Source organism: Flavobacterium gawalongense (assembly GCF_007097265.1).
GTDB classification, from domain to species: Bacteria; Bacteroidota; Bacteroidia; order Flavobacteriales; family Flavobacteriaceae; genus Flavobacterium; species Flavobacterium gawalongense.
The window spans coordinates 1-20,149 of sequence record NZ_VJZP01000024.1; the positions used below are offsets into that span (position 1 = coordinate 1).

Here is a 20,149-nt window from a genome sequence, read left to right on the forward strand (position 1 = left end):
AAAGGAGCAGAAAAACTAAGATTTCTACTCCTTAAATTATTGTATTTATTCCTTAAAGGACTTTTTCAGTACCCTCAGGATGATCGACCGGTTTTTTAGAAATATCAGGCCAATCTTGACTTAAATCTTTGGATGGTCTTGGTTGGTTTTCCACATAGGCTGCAATATCCCAGGCTTCTTCATCCGATAATTGTGGATTTTCATAGGTTGCTCCCAGTGGCATATTGTATTTTATATACCCTGCAAAGCGGCTGATTCTAAATAATCCAGCACCATTATTATAGGAGTTAGCACCCCATAATGGAGGATAGGTATATTCTTTTTTATCTTCTGCCAAAATCCCTTGACCATTTACTTGATGGCAGCTGGCACATTTGGCATCATACAAAGCTTTTCCTTTTGCAGGATCGGCTGCGCGATCTAAATACTCCAAATCATATATTCCGGAGGCGTACCCTTCTTTGCCTTTAGGAACATTACTGCCAATATATTCAATGTACGCAATCATGGCTTTCATTTCTTTTTCATCCTCTTTGAGTGGCTGTCCATTTAAACTTCTTTCCATGCAATCGTTAACCCTTTTGTAAAGGTTTTCCACTTGCCCGCTTCGCGCTCTCATTTTTGGATACATAGAATATACGGAGCCGTAGTTATTTCCCCAAGCTTTTGTACCGGCATCTAAATGGCAATTGTTACAATTCATACCATTGGTAATTTTCTTAACACTACCATTTGGACCCAAATATTTAGCGGTATGTGCAATTAATTCTTTGCCATATTCCACTTTTTCTTTTAAGGTGGCATCTGTAATCAGACTAATATCAGCAGGTTTCCAAGTTTTTGCCATTTCATTTTGTACAAGCACCTTTTTTTCTGCTTCAATGTAAAGGGAATCGAGTTCCGTATCACTATTTTGAAACCAAGAAGTGATTGATGAATTGAAAAACAAAAACAAGAACACTGCTATTACTAAGAAAATAATAGTTGTAAACAGATAAATCAGCCTTTTTACAAGCGATTTAAATTGGAGTATATTTTGTTTTTCTGGATTCATACTTTTTTAATGAGGCAGTTTATCTCTAAAATATCCATATACCCAAGTTCCCACTATTGCAAAAAATAGGGTAACAATCATTACAGTTGCGCCAGTTCCAATTTGTGCAAACAAAGGTCCAGGACATGCTCCTGTTATTGCCCAACCCAATCCAAAGAGGAGTCCACCATAAATTTGACCTTTGTTGAACGTTTTGTCATGGAACTCAATTTTCTCACCATAAATGGTTTTAATATTGAATTTTTTTATCAGGAAAACGGATATTATCCCAACAACAACAGCACTTCCTATAACGCCATACATGTGAAAGGATTGAAAACGAAACATTTCCTGAATGCGATACCAACTGATGATTTCGGCTTTGATGAAAACAATACCAAACAATAAACCGATGACTAAGTATTTTAAATTATGGTACCATTTGTGTTCTAATTGACTCTCGTTGATACAAACAGTATCTAAGGAACGAGTTTCGAAATCTGTATTTTTATCTTTAATTTGCATAGCTACTAATTTTAAAGTGAAAGGATAAAAGGTAAAATAAGATTTGCCATAATCAATCCGCCAACGAAGAAACAACAAGTTGCAATAAGCGAAGGCAATTGTAAATTAGACAAACCAGAAATAGCGTGACCACTGGTGCATCCTCCCGCATAACGGGAACCGAAACCAATAAAGAAACCACCTATGACCATCATAAAAAATCCTTTAAGGGTAAATAAATTTTCCCACGAGAATAATTGTTCGGGTAGCATTCCGCTGATATTAGTAACTCCGTAAGTTGCTAATTCTGTTTTTAGATTAGCGTTAATACTAATTGGATCCGGATTTGATAAAAAACTGTAAGCGATAACACCACCAATTAAAATACCCAATACGAAGAACATATTCCAGATTTCTTTTTTCCAATCGTATTTGAAAAAAGCAATATTTGCTGGTAAGCACATCGCACAGGTGTGACGTAATGAGGCACTAATACCAAATGATTTGTTTCCAATTATTAATAATGCCGGAACTGTAAGTCCAACTAATGGGCCTGCAATATACCAAGGCCAAGGTTGTTTGATTATTTCTAAAATTTCCATATTTGTTGATTTATTACTGCAAAGATTATATTTATAAATGAGTAGTTGTGTTACTTTTGTCACACAACAAAAAAATTAAAAAAATTACATTGATTTTATTTTCTAATGTAATGATCTAACTTTTCTCTGAACGAATCACTATTCCAATTTGCAGTTCCAATTTTGGCTAAAATCACATTTCCTTGTTTGTCAATAAGATAAGTGGCTGGAATTGTAGACGACTCCATTTCTAAAGGAGGATTAGTAACCGATTGATAGATAGGAAGCGTTAAATTTTCTTTGACTAAAAACGCATTTGCTCTTTCAAAAGAATCAGTTGTTACAAATAAAAACACAATTTTATCCTGATAGTCAGCATATAATTTTTGCATACTTGGCATTTCGGCAATACAGGGCGGACACCATGTGGCCCAGAAATTAATGAATATTATTTTTCCTTTGTATTCTTCCAATGTCACACTTTTACCGGTAGCATCGACTAATTGCCATTGGTAACTGGAGAGCATTTTTTGATCTGTTACAGCAATCGTTTTGGGCGAAAAAGCAATTAAGCGGTTTAATTGTATTTTTACAAAAGTGCCCAAAGGACTAAACAGAAGTAGTGCTATAAATATGATAAAAGCAATATTTTGAATAGTAGATTTTTTTGGTGTTTTCCAGTTCATTTTTTATTTTTTTGAATCATTACTTTCTGAAAAGAAAGAATCCCGACGTTATAGCTTTATACTTTATTTTAAATTCAACCATTCATTCGTTCCACCGCAAAGCCAATTTGCATTGTACCCCATTTTCTTTAAAAGTTTGGCTCCATCCATCGACCTTCCTCCACCTTTGCCACAAGCTATAATAATTTTATGGTCTTTTTTGATCTGATTTATTTGGTTTTCAATTTCTGACAAAGCAATATTTATGGCTTCCGGGATATGGTAATTTTCAAATTCTTCTTTGGAACGAACATCAATAATCTGTATTTTTTCATTTTGCTGAAGTGCTCGTTTTACTTCTTCGACTTGAATACATTCATTTGCTGTATTATCTATTTCTTTCATATTGTTTGTATTAGTTATTTGCCCTTTATAAATTGTCTTTCGGCATTCGGATTTGAATAATTAGGGACGATACAATAGTGATAACTCCTATCAGTATAATGGCATAATTTACTCCAAATAAATCGGCTGTTATTCCTGAAATAATGGCGCCTATGGCATACCCTAAATCTCTCCAAAGTCTGAATGTACCAATACTTTCGGCTCTTTGATGCGGATTTGTCGCCTGCGCGATAGCGGATAAAAAAGTAGGATAGACCAAGGCAGTTCCAAATCCCAAAAGTGCTGAAATGATGGCTAACAGATAGAATTCTTTAGCAAAAGGAATAAAAAGTATCGCTATTCCTTGTAATAACATTCCCCAAAAAAGCATCTTTTTTTTCGAATAAACATCAGACATTTTTCCGGTAATCAATTGTCCAAAACCCCAAACAGTAGGATAAATGGCGGTAATCACACCAATGTTTTCAGAATCGTAGTTCAAAGAAAGTAAGACGATAGGTAAAAGTCCCCAAATCATTCCGTCATTCAGATTATTGACTAATCCTGCTTGTGTTATGGCACTTAACGTTTTGTTTTTGAAAGTTGTTTCTATAAAGATATTTTCTAATTTTTCGGTTTTATTGGTCGTATTTTCTTTGGTTACAAATATTCTTGTGTCTTTCACAAAAAACAAAGTCAATAAAAAACCAATTATGGAAATTCCAATTCCCAAGTAAAAGGGGTAGGGGGTAATTCCATATTTTTGGGCAATATAGCCTGAAAGAAAAGCGACTAATCCAACGGCAAAATAACCGGCAAATTCATTGAGTCCCATCGCCAGTCCGCGATCTTTTTCTCCAACCAAATCAATTTTCATAACCACCGTACTACTCCAAGTTAGTCCTTGGCTAACGCCCAACAGAATATTGGCAAAAATTACCCAATTCCACGAGGCTGCATGTATCAAAATAAAGGGAATAGGTATGGCGAGAATCCACCCAAATAAAAGTAAATTTTTTCTGCCGAAACGATTCGCCAACTTGCCCGTAAAATAATTGGTTATTGCTTTTGTAATCCCAAAGGCAATTATAAAAGATAAAATAGCCGTTTTTGAAGCAATGCTAAATTCAATCTCGGCAAACTTTGGAATAATAGTTCTTTCCATTCCTATCATTCCGCCAACAAAGGCATTGACGATGACCAAAATGGTAAATTGTTTCCAATTTTCTTTCAGCCCAAGTTTGGTTGTATTTGTTTTCAACTGTGTGTGGTTTTTTTAAGTTCAAAAAATAGTTTCGTGTTTTTTAAACCGATTGCTAGTTTAGAAAAGGAGTAAAGGCAAAAAAAGAGTTGCGTTTTTATAACTCGTAATATTCTAATTGGTAATCACCAATGTGTTTTTTGTTTTCGGAAATGGATTTTTTATGCTTGAAATAGTTGAGCGTTCCGAGAATAAAAATCACAAACGAAGTGATGAAAAGTGCGATTTCAATAAGAAAACTATTTTCTACTTTTAATAAATTTCGCAAACTCAAACCCGCAATCAAAAAATACATTGACGTTCTCAAAAAGGCAAGAAAAGTTGATTGATTGGCCAGTATAGTTCGCTGTAATGCTAACTTTTCTCTTAAAATTAAGTCTTTGTTCATTGCTTTTTTCGCTTCCATGTCATTTTATTTTTTCGAATTAATTTCAAAAGGTAGTTCAGTAGTCTTTGTTAAATACAAAGGAATACATCCAGTAGTATTCTTTCCAAAGTCCCTCAAATTTACCCCTTTATTTAAAATCAATTTTAAAAATTAAACTTTTTTAGGTGATTTCACAAACAGATTAAAAATTAAACCGCCTATTATTCTTATCAAATTTCGATTTCTAAACAAATAATTGTGCAGTTTAAAACAAATACTTTTTTGTTTTAAACTGCACATTATTTTAATATTGCCTGAAATTTATTTGTTTAACACTTCATTGACATCTTGCCAAGTACCACCATTAGTGATATTGGTAAAACCATTTTGTTCCAAAATCAATTTGGCTTGACCGCTGCGATTCCCGCTTCGGCAGAAAACAATGATTTGCTCTTTTCCTTTAAATTTTGCCAATTGGTTTGCGACTTGGTCCAAAGGAATGTTTGTTGATCCTTTTACATGACCTTCTGCGAATTCTGCTGGTGTGCGAACATCTACAAGGAACGCCCCTTCTTTTATTAATTTTTCCATTTGTGTTGTATCTTTTTTAGAAAACATATTTTTGAAAATTCCAAACATGATTTATAGTGTTAGTATTGCTATTATTATATGACTATCCGTAATGCGGACTAAAATCATTTCGAATACAATTTTCGTCGTTTGTACATTTATAAAGCATAAATATTAGCCCACAGATTGTACAGATTATACCGATTTACACGGATTTTTTTACTCGGTGAATCAAACTGTTATTTAAATCTGTGCAAAATCCGTTCAATCCGTGTTATCTGTGTGCCATATTTTATCCTTTGGAACATATTGCGGACTGTCATATATTATTATTATAATACTTTGCTTTGGCAAACGAAATCAGTTTTAGGAACAGTAGTTTTTGCTATCGCTCCAAAACCACCTTTAATTTCTGTGAAGTTTCTGTATCCTCGTGCTTGCAAAATAGATGCAGCCATCATACTGCGATACCCTCCGGCACAATGCATGTAAAAATGTTCCTCTGGATTAATGTCTTTTACCCAGTCATTGATATACGCTAATGGTCGGCTGTAGGCTTCATCAACGTGTTCCGCTTCATATTCACTTTCTCTACGAACATCGATTATTTTGCTTTCGCCAATTTTTACTTCTTTTGCGAATTGTTCCGCAGTGATGCGATTTACAGTATCCACTTCAAAACCGGCTTTTTTCCAAGCTTCAAATCCACCTTCTAAATGTCCTATCAAATTATCAAATCCAACTCGTGTTAAACGGGTTACAGTTTCTTCTTCAAATCCTGATTCAGTGACTAGAATAATCGGTTGTTTTACATCGGCAATCAGAGCACCCACCCAAGGAGCAAAATCGCCATTGATACCAATGTTTATCGATTGTGGTACATATCCTTTTGCAAAATCACCATTCTTTCTGGTGTCTAAAATCAAAGCGCCGGTTTCTTCCGCAACAACTTCAAATTCTATCGCATTGATCGTTCTCATTCCGTTATTGAAAACATTTTCAAAGCTTTCAATTCCTTTTTTGTTCATAGCTACATTCATTCCAAAATAAGCAGGTGGAGGTAATAAACCTTCAGTAACTTCTTGTACAAATTCGGCTTCAGTCATATTGGCACGCAAAGCATAATTGGTTGCTTTTTGTTCACCAATGGTAGAAACGGTTTCTTTGCTCATGTTTTTTCCACAAGCAGAACCCGCACCGTGAGCTGGATATACAACTACATCATCAGCCAAAGTCATTACTTTGTCTCTTAACGAATGGAATAATATTGCAGCCAATTCGTCTTGTGTCATATGAGCCGCTTTTTGAGCCAAATCAGGACGACCTACATCACCAATAAATAAAGTGTCCCCAGAGAAAATCGCATGGTTTTTTCCGTTTTCGTCTATGAGCAAGTATGTGGTACTTTCCATGGTGTGACCAGGTGTGTGTAATACTTTTATTTTGATGTTTCCAATAGAAAATTCTTGATTGTCTTTGGCAGAAATGAATTCAAATTCTGGTTTTGCATTGGGTCCATATACAATTGCAGCGCCAGTTTTCTTACTCAAATCTAAATGACCAGAAACAAAATCAGCGTGAAAATGGGTTTCGAAAATGTATTTCAATTTTACTCCGTCTTTTTCCAGCCTCTTCATATAAGGTTCTGTTTCACGTAGTGGATCAATAATGGCAGCTTCACCATTTGAAGTAATATAGTAAGCACCCTGTGCTAAACATCCTGTATATATTTGTTCTATTTTCATAATGAGATTAATTTTAATGTTTTTATTATAGTCCAAAATTAGTATTCGATTATCATAGTATCAGTAACTAATGTCACACAGCAGAAAAAAAGTCGTTTTGTTTTTAAATGTTTAATATTGAATCAGTTATTTTTTATAAAATAGTATTTTATTTTAGAAAAAGTTCTTTGGTTATAATATAAATTCCCATCACTAAAACAAACCAACCAAAGGCAGGCTTAAGTTTATTGCCATCAATTTTTTTAGATAATGCTGTGCCTACGAAAATTCCAACAATCGCAAATGCCGAAATGATAAATAGAAACTGCCAATTAATACCATTTTCTCCACCTTCTCCAAAGAAACCAATCAAAGATTTAGCAGCAATAATTACTAATGAAGTTCCAACGGCTTCTTTCATAGGTAACCTGCTTAAAATAACTAATGCGGGAATAATTAAAAACCCCCCACCAGCACCTACTAAACCGGTGATAACTCCAACAATAGCTCCTTCAATAAGTATGAGCGGATAATTGAATTTTTGTTCTTCAGATTTTTCTTCTATATTTTTTTTATCTTTTTTAATCATGCTGTACGAAGCTGCAATCATTATTACCGCAAAAAGCAACATCATCAAGAGGTTTTTGGTTACCATAAAATCACCAACAGTAAATACTTCTTTTGGAATTGCGGGAACGATATAAGCTCTAGTTGTAAAAACGGCAATGATTGAAGGAATACCAAAAACAGTAGCTGTTTTGATATTTACTAAACCTTTTTTGAAATAGCCAACAGTACCTACAGCACTTGTAAGTCCTACAATAAATAGCGAGTAAGCCGTTGCCAAAACAGGTTCAATGGCAAATAAATAAACTAATACCGGTACTGTAAGAATACTACCGCCACCGCCAATTAGTCCTAATGCAACGCCAATGAGTATTGACGAAAAATAACCTATATATTCCATAATTGTAAAATTTTATACTGCAAAGATTGTCAGTTAAAATTTTTCGTACAGTAACATTTATCACATAGGTAACTTTATTTTTAAAAAATGAATTTTTTGGGAAGTAAATAAAAATAAAAAATACTGTGGGTTAACTCATCTAAGAGTTTAATATTTATTTTCATTACAAAGTATTGATATTTAATTAGTTAATAATTGGGTAAAAAAGGTTTTAGTACCACTATTGAGATTTGTTTTTTGAAATGTACTTTAAATGATGAAAATTTTGTTTGAAATCATTCAAAACTTAGTTGCGATGAATATTCTCAATGGGGCGGCACAATAAGAATAGTTGTTTGTTTTCAAGTTGCCACTTCGTAACTGTCTCACTAAAATTAATAACCATCATCTTTTCCTACCAACGTTATTTTGTACGGTTGATCGATATGGAAATAATTTCATCAATTTTTATTCTGTTCGATTCATGCGGAATAGTATTACATGTTATCACTTTATCTGCTCCCGCAAAGAACAAATCGGAATAAGCATTGTTTGCAAAGATTCCGTGAATGCCGATACAAACCGGTTTTTTCATTCCTGCTTTTTTTAAATGACCAATAGTCTCAATCATAGTTCTGGCAGTAGAGATAATATCATCTACTAAAACCGGAGTATACTCTTTATACTTCTCGACATCCGGAACTGATATTTCTACCTCTTCATCACCTCTTCTTATTTTTTTTAGAATAATGAAAGGTGCATCTGCATGATGGGCAACTTCGGAAACCCATTGTTCACTTTCAATATCAGGACCAACCAATAGCGGTTTTTCAATATTGCCTCGAATCCATTTTGAAATGAGCACGGCGGCATGAATTACAGTGGTTGGAATAGCATATATTTCAGACAAGGAACTTCTTCTGTGCAGATGAGGGTCAATGGTAATGAGTGAATCGGCAAATGATGAAATAAGTTTGGCAAAATAGACCGAAGTAATTCCTTCTCCTGCCAAAAAGCGTTTGTCTTGCCGCATATATGCCAAATACGGAGCCACAATACAGATGGATTTTGCTCCCAATTCTTTTGCGGTTTGTGACAAATAATACAGTGACAATAATTTTTCATTGGGATGATTCAGCGTGCAAATCAGTATCACCTGTTTATCTTTTACATCCGATTCGATTTTAACATAGGTTTCTCCATCGGGAAATTGACGGATAATTGCCTTGCCCAATTCAGCATGACATTTTTCTGCCAGTAATGTAGCCAGTTCATCGTTTCCGGGTAAAGCAAAAAATATTTTTTTCATCTTAAACGATTTTTATTATCGGACTCACTGATTCTAAATAGTCAATTGCATATTGCAACTCCCCTTCCGATTCAGCATAAATGGAGAAAAGCGTCTGCCCCTTTTCTACTTTAGTTCCAATTGGTGAATTGAAATAAATTCCTGCCGAAGGATCATGTGGCGCACCTGCAAGTTTTGCAACCTTCGCCAATTTCCTATTGTCAATCCCCGTGACGATTCCGGCAATTTCCGATTTTATTTCGGTTTTATATTCTGCAAATTCAGGTTCGGTAATTCCTCCCTGTGCAAAGCAAATTTTTTTAAACTTCGCATATGCTTTTCCGCTTTCCAGAATTTGTCTTGCTTCCGAAACCCCTTTCCCTTTTTCAATTTTACCCGATAATTCAAGTAATGCCCCCGCAATCATCAGCGCTTTTTCTTTTAAATCACTCGGGGCATCATGCTGATTTCTCAATACCGAAAGGACGTCCATTGCTTCCAAGGAAGGGCCAATGCCTTTCCCAACAGGTTGTGAACCATCAGTAATCAAGACCTCAACATTTAATTTTATGGCATCACCTATAACTTTAAAATAATATTGCAATTTCAATGCTTCATCGTGCGTCCGCACTTTGGCCGTTTCTCCAAAAGGAATTTCTATTACAACATGTGTTGAACCTGCGGCAACTTTTTTCGAAAGGACTGATGCAATCATTTGTCCTGCACTATCAATATCTAAAGCTTTCTCGATCGAGATAAGGATATCATCGGCAGGACTCAGTTTTGCCAAACGCCCCCATGCAAAGCATCCGCCTTCTTTATTTACCACCTCTTTTATTTTTTCAATGGACAAATTCACGGTAGTTATTGTTTCCATTGTATCGGCTGTTCCTGCCGGAGATGTAATGGCACGTGAAGATGTTTTTGGAATTGTCAACCCTGATGCCGCTATGATTGGCACCACTATTGGTGTTGTCCGGTTGCCAGGCAAGCCACCAACGGAATGTTTATCCAAAATAATCTTTTCATCCCATTCTAATTTTGATCCGGAATCAATCATTGCCCTGGTAATCCATGTGATTTCGTCCAAATCCAGATTATCGCCGGCACATGCAGTAATGAAAGCAGCTATCTCGATGTCAGAATAAAGCCCATTGGTTATATCATTGATAATTCTATAATAAGCGGCTTCATCAATTTTTTTGTGATACATTTTAGCCCGAACATCACTTAATGATTCAATCGGTTTAAGATGTGATACGGTAATTAAGTCCCCATCTTTAACATCGAGGCGTTTTAATGCTATATCGGAAAGCCCTCCTTCATTTTCCTGTAATAATTCAGAATGCACTACGTTAAGCGTTGCAATGATACTTTTGCCGTTATGATGAACAACGATTCGTGTAAGCGCCGTAAACCCTTCAGATCGACAGATATCACAGTCGATCAGCATGTAAATATTATTCTCTCGGTATGTGTCTATACCAAGTGCCTTTACTTTTAATGTATTTGAATGATAGGGCTGTTTCATTATTGTATCGTTTTTATCATTGTTATAGTAGCCACTGGCGAGGGTAATGAAACTGAAGCTACAATCCCATAAATAAACTTCAATTTTTTTCAACTTTAGAAAAACAAATATCACAAGCCATTCCGGTAATGGTGTAGGTGTGTCATTTTTATATTTTAAACATTACATTTCCATTCCCTCCATAGGGTTGCTTCCTTTGCGGAATTTATATTCACTGTTTATAGCATACGCTCCAGTGATGACAACTTTTTTGTTTATATCTATTTCCGATTTAATTTCAATCATACCATTTATTTCCACTCCTGTTTCCACCATTAGGCTTTCAAATACTCCTGGTCTTTTTTCAATCCAGATATAAGAAGCATTTTCTTCTCGAATTACGGCATCAGTTGGAATAAATAATCCTGTTATATTAGATTGTGTCAATTTTGCAATGGCCTGCATCCCAGGTTTTAACAGCAAATTTTGATTAGGTATTTCCATTCGAATTAAAAGCAGTCTGGTGTCTGGATTTATTTCAGGATTGATAAATGAAATTTTTGCATTTATAGTTTTATCAGGAAAATCGGAAAATGAAACTTTGGCGTTTTGCCCAAGGTGCACGCTTTTCGCATAGTTTACGTTTACTTGTGTTTCAAGCCAGAGACTATTTAAATCTGTCAATTTAATTATACCGGCACCTTCCATTGCATAACTGCCTTCTGTTGCTATTATCTCTGAGATAGTTCCACTGCTAGTACTGTAAAAAATAGTGTAAGGAGAAATTTCTTTGGTCGATTTTATATTTTCAATTTGGGCATTGGATAAACCAAAGAACAATAGTTTTTGTTTGGCAGCAATGAGCATAGTACGTGCATTTTTCCCAAAATCACCTGGCATGGTAAGTTGTTTGTATGCTGTAAAATAATCGTGTTTGGCTATGGCAATATCTTCACTATACAATTGATATACTGGTTCGTTTTCAGCAACATAATCTCCAACCGTTTTGAAGTATAATTTTTCAATTCGTCCCATCGCTCTAGCTGAAATGGTATTGATTTTCTCTTGATTAATTGTTAAAACTCCTGTATAATTTTGCTCTAAACTGCTTTGAGTTGTTGCTATAGTTTCCGTGGTGATATTCCCCAATTGTAGCTGCTGTTTACTCAAGCTTATTTCGTTAGCTTCCGTATCGTCATTTTTCATTGGAGTTAATTCCATGTGACAAATGGGACATTTCCCGGGCTTATCTTCCTTTACTTGAGGATCCATAGAACAGGTGTAAAAAATAGCTTCTTTACTTTTATGTGCGCTATGTTCTTCTTTGTTTTTAGTGTTACATGCTATAAATACAGTAAGTAGTATTGATAGTAAGCCTATTGTTTTTATCTTTTTCATAATTACTCGGTTTTAATAAAGCTTTCACTATCAATTAAATATTGCGCATTTTTAGCAATGGTATCTTCAACGGAAATGCCGTCTATAATTTGGACAAAACCATTGACTTCAATTCCCGTTTTTATTGCTGCTGCTTTAAAGCCATTATCCATTTTTATAAAAACCACTTTTTTGTTTCCAATACTCACCAATGCTTGTTTTTGTAACCAAACAGCTTTCATCAGATTTATTTTCACAATCCCTTGTAACCGTAAACCAATGGGTAATTTCAGCGTATTGTTGTTTAAATAAACCCGAATTCTATTGGATTTATCCGTTGGATTAAATTGTGTTTCAATAAAATTTACTTTGGCAGTAATGGTTTCTTTTTCATTTAACTCCGAGGAAATGCTAATAGGCTGGTTCATCTTAATCAGACTATTATAACCTTGCAAAACATTAAAGACAGCCCACACTTTATCTGTATTTATCAATTTGAAAACGATTTCATTTTTTTTAATATAATCTCCTTCTTTTACATTTAAAGGTTCCGTGGTTGTGTTCGGATTTTGCATGGTGCCCTCTGTGCTTTTGACCATACTTTCCGTTCCTTGTACAATCCCAAATGCCGGACTATATATAGAAATTACTGGGTTTGTTCTTTTGGCTGAAGCCAATGCATTTATTTGGTTACCACTCATTCCATAGAGCAATAATTTTTGCCTTGATGCTTTTATTATTGAAGCATTATCGAAATCATTCGAAACAAGATAAATAAAATTTTGCTGCTCAGTCAATAATTCGGGACTGTATAAATCAAATAATTTTTGTCCTTTAGCTACTTTTTGATACTTATAATTGACATACATTTTTTCTATTCTTCCACTTATTCGTGCAGCAATGTTTACTGATGAATTTGGATCGTAAGCCACGATACCGGGCAAATTTATCTCACTGATTAATGTAGTATCTTTTGCTGTTGTGGTTTGATAATTGCCCACTATAAAATTATCGGTAGGCTTTAAAAGGTTTTCAATGGAATTGCTTTCCACAGCATGATTGTTGCTTACTTTTTTTACTAAAATCATTCCACAAATAGGGCAATTTCCAGGTTTATCCCGAATAATTTGCGGATGCATGGGACAGGTGTACACTTCTTTTTGACGCTGATTTTCTACTGGTTCATTTGACTTTATTGCAAAGAAATATATTGCCATTCCAATAATTGAAATTACTATAACTACCAAACTATATTTTAAATATCTGTTCATAATTATTTAGTTTCCAGTTGTTTTTCGATTTCTACTTGTGCATTCAAAATAGCTTGTAGTTTATCTAATGTATCTATTTGAGCCATGTTTAGTGCTTCCCAGGCATCGAGAGCAACAAACAAATCGCCAGTGTTATTTTGCCAGGCTATTATTGCGGTATCATAATTTCTTCGCAAGGCCGGAATGATGCTTTTTTCGGTAATATCATATTGCTTTTTCAGGTTTGTCAATTCTGTATTCATACCCGAAATCATCCCTGATGCTTCATTCAGAATCATTTGTTTTTGCCAATTAAGGCTTTCGTTTTTTATCTGAAAACTATTGATGTTGGCTTTATTCATTTTCGACGACCATGGCATAGGAATAGTAACCATTCCCATTAAAGAGAATTGCTGTGGTTGTTGTCCAAAGGCAAACATGTGGTCATATTTAATGCCAAACTCTGGTAATAATTTTGTCTTTTCAGCTTCTATTTTTAGATGGTTTAACGCAATTGTTTTTTCAATGGCTTTAACATCACTTCGGCTTTGGGAAAGTGAGGTTGTATCTGATTTTATCAAATCAAAATCATTTAATTTATAGGTTGTATCTATTTCAAATGAAGTATTTTTATCTCTTACCATCAGGGTGTTTAACATAATTCGTTTTTGAGAGATATCATTTTCTAACATTACTATCATACTTTGTAATGCGCTGTATTGTGATTTTGCTTTGTAATAGGTTGGTAATTTATCCATATTGTATTGGTAGCGAATTTCAATACTCTTAATCATATAGTCTAAAAGCAATAGATTATCATTGGCAATTATTATTTTCTTATTTAGCACTAACCACTGATAATAATTCGTTTTTGCTAAAGCATTTAATTGATTACTAGTATAGTTTTTGTTTTCTTTCTCAACTGAAGACATTGCACTCATGTAGTTGTAATCTGCCTTTAGTTTTTTAGAATTTGGTATCATTTGCGTAATTCCCAGCATATAATTCCCCATTCCAGGAAACATATCGTCTGCTTTCCACATTTTTGTATTGTAAGGCGTCATAAAGAAACCGGTGCTCACTTGTGGAGGCATCCAACTTCTAGCTCCTTTTGCGGCGGCATCCATACTTTGAATATCGGCATCATACATTTTAAATTGTGGATTATTCGTTTTGATGGTTGTCAAAACTTCTTCCAACGAAAGTGTTTGAGCCACTAAATTTGTAGTGCTTAAAATCAAACAACTTATGGCGATATAATATTTATTCTTTAACATCTATAAGATCTATTTTACCTTTTGTTTTTAATTCGCGTAGTTTTACCATTTCAAAAACAACAGGTGTTACTAATAAAACATAAATCGTTGAAGTGATTGTTCCTCCAATGAGCGGAACTGTAATAGGAAGCATCACATCGGCACCTGTTCCTGTTGCCCACAGAATAGGTATTAATCCAAACAGAGAAACGGAAACCGTCATTAGTTTTGGTCTCAACCTTTTGGCAGAACCATCAATAATATACTGTCGTAAAATGGCTTCGGTGATAACCTCTTTATTATTGCCATGTTTTGCCACCATTTTATTCATGGCTTCATTTAAAAAAATGGTCATTAGCATCGCCGTTTCTATGGCCAGTCCAAATAGTGCAATGAATCCAACTGCCACCGCCACCGATAAATTGATACCATAAAAATAGACCATAAATATCCCGCCAATTAGGGCAAATGGTACTGTTATCATAGTAATTAAAGCTTCTTTCATTGAATGATATCTGAAGTATAAAACAAGAAAAATGATACTAATAACAATCGGCAAAATCATACGAAGTGTTTTGTTGGCTCTGATTTGGTTTTCCCATTGCCCGCTCCATTCCACATAATACCCTTTAGGCATTTTAGTCATCATTTCGTTCAATTTTTTCTGCGCTTCTTTTACAGTACTTCCTAGGTCCCGCTCGCGAACATTGAACAATACACTACCGCGAAGCATTGCATTTTCGCTATTTATCATGGGTGGCCCGTCACTTATTTTTACATCGGCAACGGTTTCTAATGGAATTGGTCCAAACTGCATGGTTTGTATTTGCAGTTTTTTCAAGGCTTCCAAGCTATTTCTGTATTCTTGTGCATATCTCGCATTTACAGAAAAGCGCTGTCTTCCTTCGATAGTTGTGGTTAGTTTCATTCCTCCAATTGCAGCTTCGACAACGCTATTCACATCGTCAATGGTAAGTCCATACCTGCCAATTACCTCCCGTTTTGCTTCAATATCAATATACTTTCCGCCAGTTATAGGTTCAGAATATAAATCCTTTATTCCAGCCGTACCCTCTAGTGCTTTTTTTATTTTTTGAGATAAAACTTCTATCGTATCTAAACTTGCTCCGTAAATTTTTATTCCCACATCGGTTCTAATACCTGTTGAAAGCATATTAATTCGATTAATAATGGGTTGGGTAAAACCGTTAGTTACACCCGGCATTTGAAGCTTATTGTTTATTTCTGTTATAATGTCATTTTTTGTTTTATCCTCTCTCCATTCGTGTTGGGGCTTTAGCAAAACAATCGTTTCAATCATACTTATTGGGCTATTGTCGGTTGCTGTATTTGCCCTGCCGGCTTTTCCTAAAACATGAGCAACTTCGGGTATCGATTTTATCAGTTTGTCTTGGACTTGCAAAATTCGTTTTACTTCGGAATTTGACACATCGGGCAAGGTAACCGGCATAAACAAAATGGAGCCTTCATCCAAAGGGGGCATAAATTCTGAACCCAGACGTGTAAACATCAATACGCCAATCAGTAAGGCAATGATATTTAAACCCAACACTGTTTTTCTCCATTTTAAACAAAAAATTAAAATAGGAGTATAGATACTTTCTAGTTTCCTATTTATTGGATTTTTATTTTCTGGGCGAAGTCTGCCTTTGAGTAAAAAACTAATTAAAACAGGTGTAAGTGTAATGGTTATAAAGGCATCAATAATGAGTATAAATGACTTTGTATAAGCCAATGGGCTAAACAACTTGCCTTCCATACCCGTAAGAAGAAATACCGGTAAAAAGGAAGTAATTACAATTACGGTTGAATAAAAAGCACCTGGCCCCACCAATTTGGAGGAAGCCTCAATTATTTTAAGTTTTTCTTCAGAAGATAACGGGTCGTGTTCTTTTTTGAAGATTTTTTTTAGAAGATTTTTCATTTTTCAATCGATTGTTGATTACTATCCATTTCTTCCTGTTTCTCTGAAATATTCCGATACGCGTTTTCAACCATCACAATACCGTCATCAACCACAACACCTATGGCAAGAGCAATACCGGTTAGTGACATAATATTGGACGATATCCCGAAAGCCTCAAGCAAAATAAACCCAATCGAAACGGATATCGGCAACTGTATGAGGATGATTAAAGCGCTTCTCCAATGAAAAAGAAAAATAAGAATAACAATAGAAACGGTAATCATCACTTCAATCAAAGTGCCTTTAACAGATTCGAGAGCTTGTTCTATTAGTTCGCTTCTGTCATACGAAATTTTAAAAGAAACCCCTTCGGGCAATCCTTTTTCGACTTCTTTCATTTTTTCTTTTACCGCTTTTATCACTTTATTGGCATTTTCGCCATAGCGCATCACCACGATTCCACCGACTACTTCACCTTCACCATTTTGATCAAAAATTCCAAGACGCAAATCGCCACCCATTTGTACGGAACCAATATCTTTTACTTTTACGGGAACAGCATTGTAATTTTTAATGGCAATATCTTCTACATCTTTTATGTTTTTAATATAGCCCAATCCTCTCACAATGTAGGCCATATTGCTCATTTCAAATTTTCTTCCGCCGACATCGTTGTTGTTTGCCTTCACGGCATTCATCACCTCCATTATGCTTACATTATAGTACTGCATTTTTAAAGGATCTAACACCAATTGGTATTGTTTTTCAAAACCTCCAAAAGAAGCTACTTCGGCCACCCCGGGAACGGTTTGTAATGCAAATTTCACATACCAATCCTGTAAAGCCCTTTGCTCTCCTAAATCCATTCCTTTTGCATCCAAATGGTACCAAAAAATATGTCCCACACCTGTGCCATCGGGGCCCAAGGTTGGGACAACATTTTGGGGTAATAATCGTTGCGCATAATTTAATCTTTCCAATACACGAGTTCTTGCCCAATAGACATCTACATCATCTTCAAAAATGATATAGACAAAGCTCATCCCAAACATAGAAGCACCACGAATGTTTTTAATTTTTGGAATTCCTTGAAGATTAGAAACTAAAGGGTAGGTCACTTGGGCTTCGATAACCTGTGGGCTTCTTCCCATCCATTCCGTAAAAACTATGACTTGATTTTCTGATAAATCAGGAATGGCATCAATAGGGTTTTGTTGCACACTATAAATACCCCAACCAAATAAACAGGCGGAAACAAGCAGGACAACAAATCGGTTTTTTAATGAAAATGATATTAATTTTTCGACCATAATGTTTAGTATTTTGATGAAAGACTATCTTCCGTTTTATTAAACCAATCGATTACTTCCTCTTTTTGAGCAGGTGTTACTATTGCATTTTTATGAAGTAACGTGTAGGACGCTAAGGGCATTTCATCAGATTTTATTTGTTTGATGATAGCTTCTAATTTGTTTTCTTGTTTTCGCTTGGAGTACTTTCCAAACTCATTAAAGTTCAAATCCTTCTTACCATCTTTAATGTGTTCTTCCATAAAAAACCGTGCTGGCTGAATGTAAGAATATAATGGATAATTGGTATTGTTACTATGGCAGTCAAAACAAGAAGTTTGCAAAATAGTTTCAACATTTTTAGGAACATCGTACATTTTTGTGAAATTTGCAATTAATTCCTGCTCATAACTTTCATTACGAGCAGGTTGATATAACTGCATCAACAAAAAAATAACAAACCCAATTATTAGTATTTTCTTGATGATTTTTTTCATTTTATAATTGTTTTTTCATAGAACCACAAGTAAGCATTTTCGAACCGTAGTAAGGATTTTTTATTTCTTTGGTTTCACTGATCCAAATAGCCCCTTTTCCTTCATTATACATAGGACAAAAGTCTTGATATAGTTTTTGTTTTGTACCAAAGACTTTTATTAAATCATTGATATCTTCACTCAACATTGCGAAATGTTCTCTTTGATGGTCAATTTTTCCGGCGTTATCACCAATATGCTCAGCGTGCTCTTTAGCATCATCTGCAATGTCAAGATATTCTTTTTTCAATTTTGCTTCTATTGCACTAGGATTTATTGCATTAAAAGTTGCGTACAGTACTTTTCCAGCGTTTCCTGCATTTTGTGTATCGTCTTTAGTTAGTGCATTTTTCACTTTTAAATAGTTATTTATAATTTCATCGATACTAAATTGAGTATGTGTTACTGGTGCTGCGGTTGATTCAGCTGTTACATCGGTTGGAGTATTTGAAGTTGACTTTGTTGATTGTACTACAGGTTCTGTTAATTCCATTCCACATTTAGGGCATTTGTCGCCTTTCTTTCCCGTAATTTCGGGATGCATAGGACAGGCATAAAGCTGCGAAGAGTTTTCGGTTGTTTCTGAATTAGTTGTTTTGACTTGTTCGTTTTTTTGGTTACAGGAAACCATCATTAATGTGATCGCTAGGGCTGAAAGAATTATGTATTTCATTTTATTTTATTAAATTGTTAAAAATGGTATTATTTAAATTTGGTAATTACCCTTTTATTTTGGAACATCACTATCCTTTTTAATTATAATTAAAAGCGCACCGTCATAATTGGTACGATGCGCATTGAATTAAACTAAAGGGAATTTAAAATTTATGCGACGGGATTATTTTTTGTCGCCTTCTTTTTTAATCATTTCCATACCACATTTAGGGCATTTTCCTGGTTTGTCAGAAGTTGTACTATCCATTTTACAAACGTATTTAGTCACAATTTCTACACCTGCCTGACTTCCCTTTACAGCATGTTTATATTTTTTTTCGGTAGTTTTTACCATTTCCATACCACATTTGGTACATTTTCCGGGATCTGAACTCACTTCATTAGGATGCATGGAGCAAGTATAAGTTGTTTCTTGAACGTCAGTTTTAGTCATATCCATACCGCATTTAGGACATTTTCCTGGTTTATCAGAAGTTGTGCCATCCATTTTACAAACGTATTTAGTCACAATTTCAACTCCTGCCTGGCTTCCCTTTACAGCATGTTTATATTTTTTTTCGGTAGTTTTTACCATTTCCATACCACATTTGGTACATTTTCCAGGATCTGAACTCACCTCATCAGGATGCATAGGGCAAGTGTAAGTTACTTTTTGGACTTCGGTTTTAGTCAGATCCATACCACATTTAGGGCATTTTCCCGGTTTGTCAGAAGTTGTGCCATCCACTTTACAAACGTATTTAGTCACAATTTCAACTCCTGCCTGACTTCCCTTTACAGCATGTTTATATTTTTTTTCAGTAGTTTTTACCATTTCCATACCACATTTGGTACATTTTCCAGGGTCTGAACTCATTTCATCAGGGTGCATAGGGCAAGTGTAAGTTGCTTTTTGAGCTTCCTTTTGTGGAGGTTGTGGGACCTCTTGAGCTTTCGCCAATGAATTTACTGCTAAGAATACGCTTAGTACGATAATTAATGTTTTCATTTTTAATTTTTTAAAATT

20 protein-coding genes are annotated in these 20,149 nt (G+C 34.9%); all 20 read right to left on the reverse strand.

From position 1 onward, the window contains the following. Positions 1-52: 52 nt before the first annotated feature. The 20 genes from FNW38_RS12430 to FNW38_RS12525 all read right to left on the reverse strand — a co-directional run bounded on the left by FNW38_RS12430 (position 53) and on the right by FNW38_RS12525 (position 20,131). A complete protein-coding gene (locus tag FNW38_RS12430; RefSeq protein ID WP_218043842.1) occupies positions 53-1,054 on the reverse strand; it encodes a c-type cytochrome in 1,002 nt (333 codons plus the stop codon). Positions 1,055-1,060: 6 nt separating this feature from the next. Next, positions 1,061-1,558, reverse strand: coding sequence for a DUF6691 family protein (locus FNW38_RS12435; protein ID WP_143388668.1), 498 nt, complete (start codon positions 1,556-1,558; stop codon positions 1,061-1,063). Positions 1,559-1,569: 11 nt separating this feature from the next. After that, the gene (locus tag FNW38_RS12440) at positions 1,570-2,133 is read right to left on the reverse strand and encodes a YeeE/YedE family protein (protein WP_143388674.1); all 564 of its coding nucleotides are present in this window, start codon (positions 2,131-2,133) and stop codon (positions 1,570-1,572) included. 101 nt (positions 2,134-2,234) lie between these two features. Then, on the reverse strand, positions 2,235-2,804 hold the full coding sequence (locus FNW38_RS12445) for a TlpA family protein disulfide reductase (RefSeq protein WP_143388669.1): 570 nt from the start codon (positions 2,802-2,804) through the stop codon (positions 2,235-2,237). Positions 2,805-2,867: 63 nt separating this feature from the next. Continuing rightward, positions 2,868-3,188, reverse strand: coding sequence for a rhodanese-like domain-containing protein (locus FNW38_RS12450; protein WP_143388670.1), 321 nt, complete (start codon positions 3,186-3,188; stop codon positions 2,868-2,870). Between the two features lie 25 nt (positions 3,189-3,213). Then, entirely contained in the window at positions 3,214-4,428 is a 1,215-nt protein-coding gene (locus FNW38_RS12455; protein ID WP_143388671.1) for an MFS transporter, read from the reverse strand. Between the two features lie 97 nt (positions 4,429-4,525). Further along, positions 4,526-4,834, reverse strand: a complete 309-nt coding sequence (locus tag FNW38_RS12460; protein ID WP_143388672.1) for a DUF202 domain-containing protein — start codon at positions 4,832-4,834, stop codon at positions 4,526-4,528. A gap of 282 nt (positions 4,835-5,116) precedes the next feature. Further along, positions 5,117-5,386: a rhodanese-like domain-containing protein gene (locus FNW38_RS12465; RefSeq protein WP_235890237.1), complete on the reverse strand. Its 270-nt coding sequence runs from the start codon at positions 5,384-5,386 to the stop codon at positions 5,117-5,119. Between the two features lie 311 nt (positions 5,387-5,697). Continuing rightward, positions 5,698-7,110: an MBL fold metallo-hydrolase gene (locus tag FNW38_RS12470; protein WP_143388577.1), complete on the reverse strand. Its 1,413-nt coding sequence runs from the start codon at positions 7,108-7,110 to the stop codon at positions 5,698-5,700. A 148-nt stretch (positions 7,111-7,258) separates the two neighbouring features. After that, the gene (locus FNW38_RS12475) at positions 7,259-8,056 is read right to left on the reverse strand and encodes a sulfite exporter TauE/SafE family protein (RefSeq protein WP_143388578.1); all 798 of its coding nucleotides are present in this window, start codon (positions 8,054-8,056) and stop codon (positions 7,259-7,261) included. 403 nt (positions 8,057-8,459) lie between these two features. After that, on the reverse strand, positions 8,460-9,344 hold the full coding sequence (locus tag FNW38_RS12480; RefSeq protein ID WP_143388579.1) for a ribose-phosphate pyrophosphokinase: 885 nt from the start codon (positions 9,342-9,344) through the stop codon (positions 8,460-8,462). A 1-nt stretch (position 9,345) separates the two neighbouring features. Continuing rightward, the gene (locus FNW38_RS12485; protein WP_143388602.1) at positions 9,346-10,854 is read right to left on the reverse strand and encodes a thymidine phosphorylase family protein; all 1,509 of its coding nucleotides are present in this window, start codon (positions 10,852-10,854) and stop codon (positions 9,346-9,348) included. A gap of 162 nt (positions 10,855-11,016) precedes the next feature. After that, entirely contained in the window at positions 11,017-12,231 is a 1,215-nt protein-coding gene (locus FNW38_RS12490; protein WP_143388580.1) for an efflux RND transporter periplasmic adaptor subunit, read from the reverse strand. Between the two features lie 2 nt (positions 12,232-12,233). Next, the gene (locus FNW38_RS12495; RefSeq protein WP_143388581.1) at positions 12,234-13,481 is read right to left on the reverse strand and encodes an efflux RND transporter periplasmic adaptor subunit; all 1,248 of its coding nucleotides are present in this window, start codon (positions 13,479-13,481) and stop codon (positions 12,234-12,236) included. Between the two features lie 2 nt (positions 13,482-13,483). Then, positions 13,484-14,737 (reverse strand): TolC family protein, encoded by a 1,254-nt coding sequence (locus FNW38_RS12500; RefSeq protein ID WP_143388582.1) that lies wholly within the window; start codon positions 14,735-14,737, stop codon positions 13,484-13,486. Further along, entirely contained in the window at positions 14,724-16,661 is a 1,938-nt protein-coding gene (locus FNW38_RS12505) for an efflux RND transporter permease subunit (RefSeq protein ID WP_143388583.1), read from the reverse strand. The genes FNW38_RS12500 and FNW38_RS12505 overlap by 14 nt, the downstream gene beginning before the upstream one ends. Continuing rightward, on the reverse strand, positions 16,658-17,953 hold the full coding sequence (locus FNW38_RS12510; protein WP_143388584.1) for an efflux RND transporter permease subunit: 1,296 nt from the start codon (positions 17,951-17,953) through the stop codon (positions 16,658-16,660). Before FNW38_RS12510 ends, FNW38_RS12505 begins: the two co-directional genes overlap by 4 nt. Positions 17,954-17,958: 5 nt before the next feature. Further along, the gene (locus FNW38_RS12515; protein ID WP_143388585.1) at positions 17,959-18,429 is read right to left on the reverse strand and encodes a heme-binding domain-containing protein; all 471 of its coding nucleotides are present in this window, start codon (positions 18,427-18,429) and stop codon (positions 17,959-17,961) included. 1 nt (position 18,430) lies between these two features. Continuing rightward, the gene (locus FNW38_RS12520; RefSeq protein ID WP_143388586.1) at positions 18,431-19,141 is read right to left on the reverse strand and encodes a DUF3347 domain-containing protein; all 711 of its coding nucleotides are present in this window, start codon (positions 19,139-19,141) and stop codon (positions 18,431-18,433) included. Between the two features lie 165 nt (positions 19,142-19,306). Then, positions 19,307-20,131, reverse strand: coding sequence for a heavy metal-binding domain-containing protein (locus FNW38_RS12525; RefSeq protein WP_143388587.1), 825 nt, complete (start codon positions 20,129-20,131; stop codon positions 19,307-19,309). Between the last annotated feature and the right edge of the window lie 18 nt (positions 20,132-20,149).

Coding starts and splice junctions, on each gene's coding strand:
- FNW38_RS12460 (WP_143388672.1), bottom strand. CDS start 4,834: ATGGAAGCGAAAAAAGCAATGAACAAAGACTTAATTTTAAGAGAAAAG.
- FNW38_RS12475 (WP_143388578.1), bottom strand. CDS start 8,056: ATGGAATATATAGGTTATTTTTCGTCAATACTCATTGGCGTTGCATTA.
- FNW38_RS12490 (WP_143388580.1), bottom strand. CDS start 12,231: ATGAAAAAGATAAAAACAATAGGCTTACTATCAATACTACTTACTGTA.
- FNW38_RS12470 (WP_143388577.1), bottom strand. CDS start 7,110: ATGAAAATAGAACAAATATATACAGGATGTTTAGCACAGGGTGCTTAC.
- FNW38_RS12500 (WP_143388582.1), bottom strand. CDS start 14,737: ATGTTAAAGAATAAATATTATATCGCCATAAGTTGTTTGATTTTAAGC.
- FNW38_RS12465 (WP_235890237.1), bottom strand. CDS start 5,386: ATGGAAAAATTAATAAAAGAAGGGGCGTTCCTTGTAGATGTTCGCACA.
- FNW38_RS12450 (WP_143388670.1), bottom strand. CDS start 3,188: ATGAAAGAAATAGATAATACAGCAAATGAATGTATTCAAGTCGAAGAA.
- FNW38_RS12430 (WP_218043842.1), bottom strand. CDS start 1,054: ATGAATCCAGAAAAACAAAATATACTCCAATTTAAATCGCTTGTAAAA.
- FNW38_RS12495 (WP_143388581.1), bottom strand. CDS start 13,481: ATGAACAGATATTTAAAATATAGTTTGGTAGTTATAGTAATTTCAATT.
- FNW38_RS12485 (WP_143388602.1), bottom strand. CDS start 10,854: ATGAAACAGCCCTATCATTCAAATACATTAAAAGTAAAGGCACTTGGT.
- FNW38_RS12480 (WP_143388579.1), bottom strand. CDS start 9,344: ATGAAAAAAATATTTTTTGCTTTACCCGGAAACGATGAACTGGCTACA.
- FNW38_RS12525 (WP_143388587.1), bottom strand. CDS start 20,131: ATGAAAACATTAATTATCGTACTAAGCGTATTCTTAGCAGTAAATTCA.
- FNW38_RS12520 (WP_143388586.1), bottom strand. CDS start 19,141: ATGAAATACATAATTCTTTCAGCCCTAGCGATCACATTAATGATGGTT.
- FNW38_RS12445 (WP_143388669.1), bottom strand. CDS start 2,804: ATGAACTGGAAAACACCAAAAAAATCTACTATTCAAAATATTGCTTTT.
- FNW38_RS12510 (WP_143388584.1), bottom strand. CDS start 17,953: ATGGTCGAAAAATTAATATCATTTTCATTAAAAAACCGATTTGTTGTC.
- FNW38_RS12505 (WP_143388583.1), bottom strand. CDS start 16,661: ATGAAAAATCTTCTAAAAAAAATCTTCAAAAAAGAACACGACCCGTTA.
- FNW38_RS12435 (WP_143388668.1), bottom strand. CDS start 1,558: ATGCAAATTAAAGATAAAAATACAGATTTCGAAACTCGTTCCTTAGAT.
- FNW38_RS12515 (WP_143388585.1), bottom strand. CDS start 18,429: ATGAAAAAAATCATCAAGAAAATACTAATAATTGGGTTTGTTATTTTT.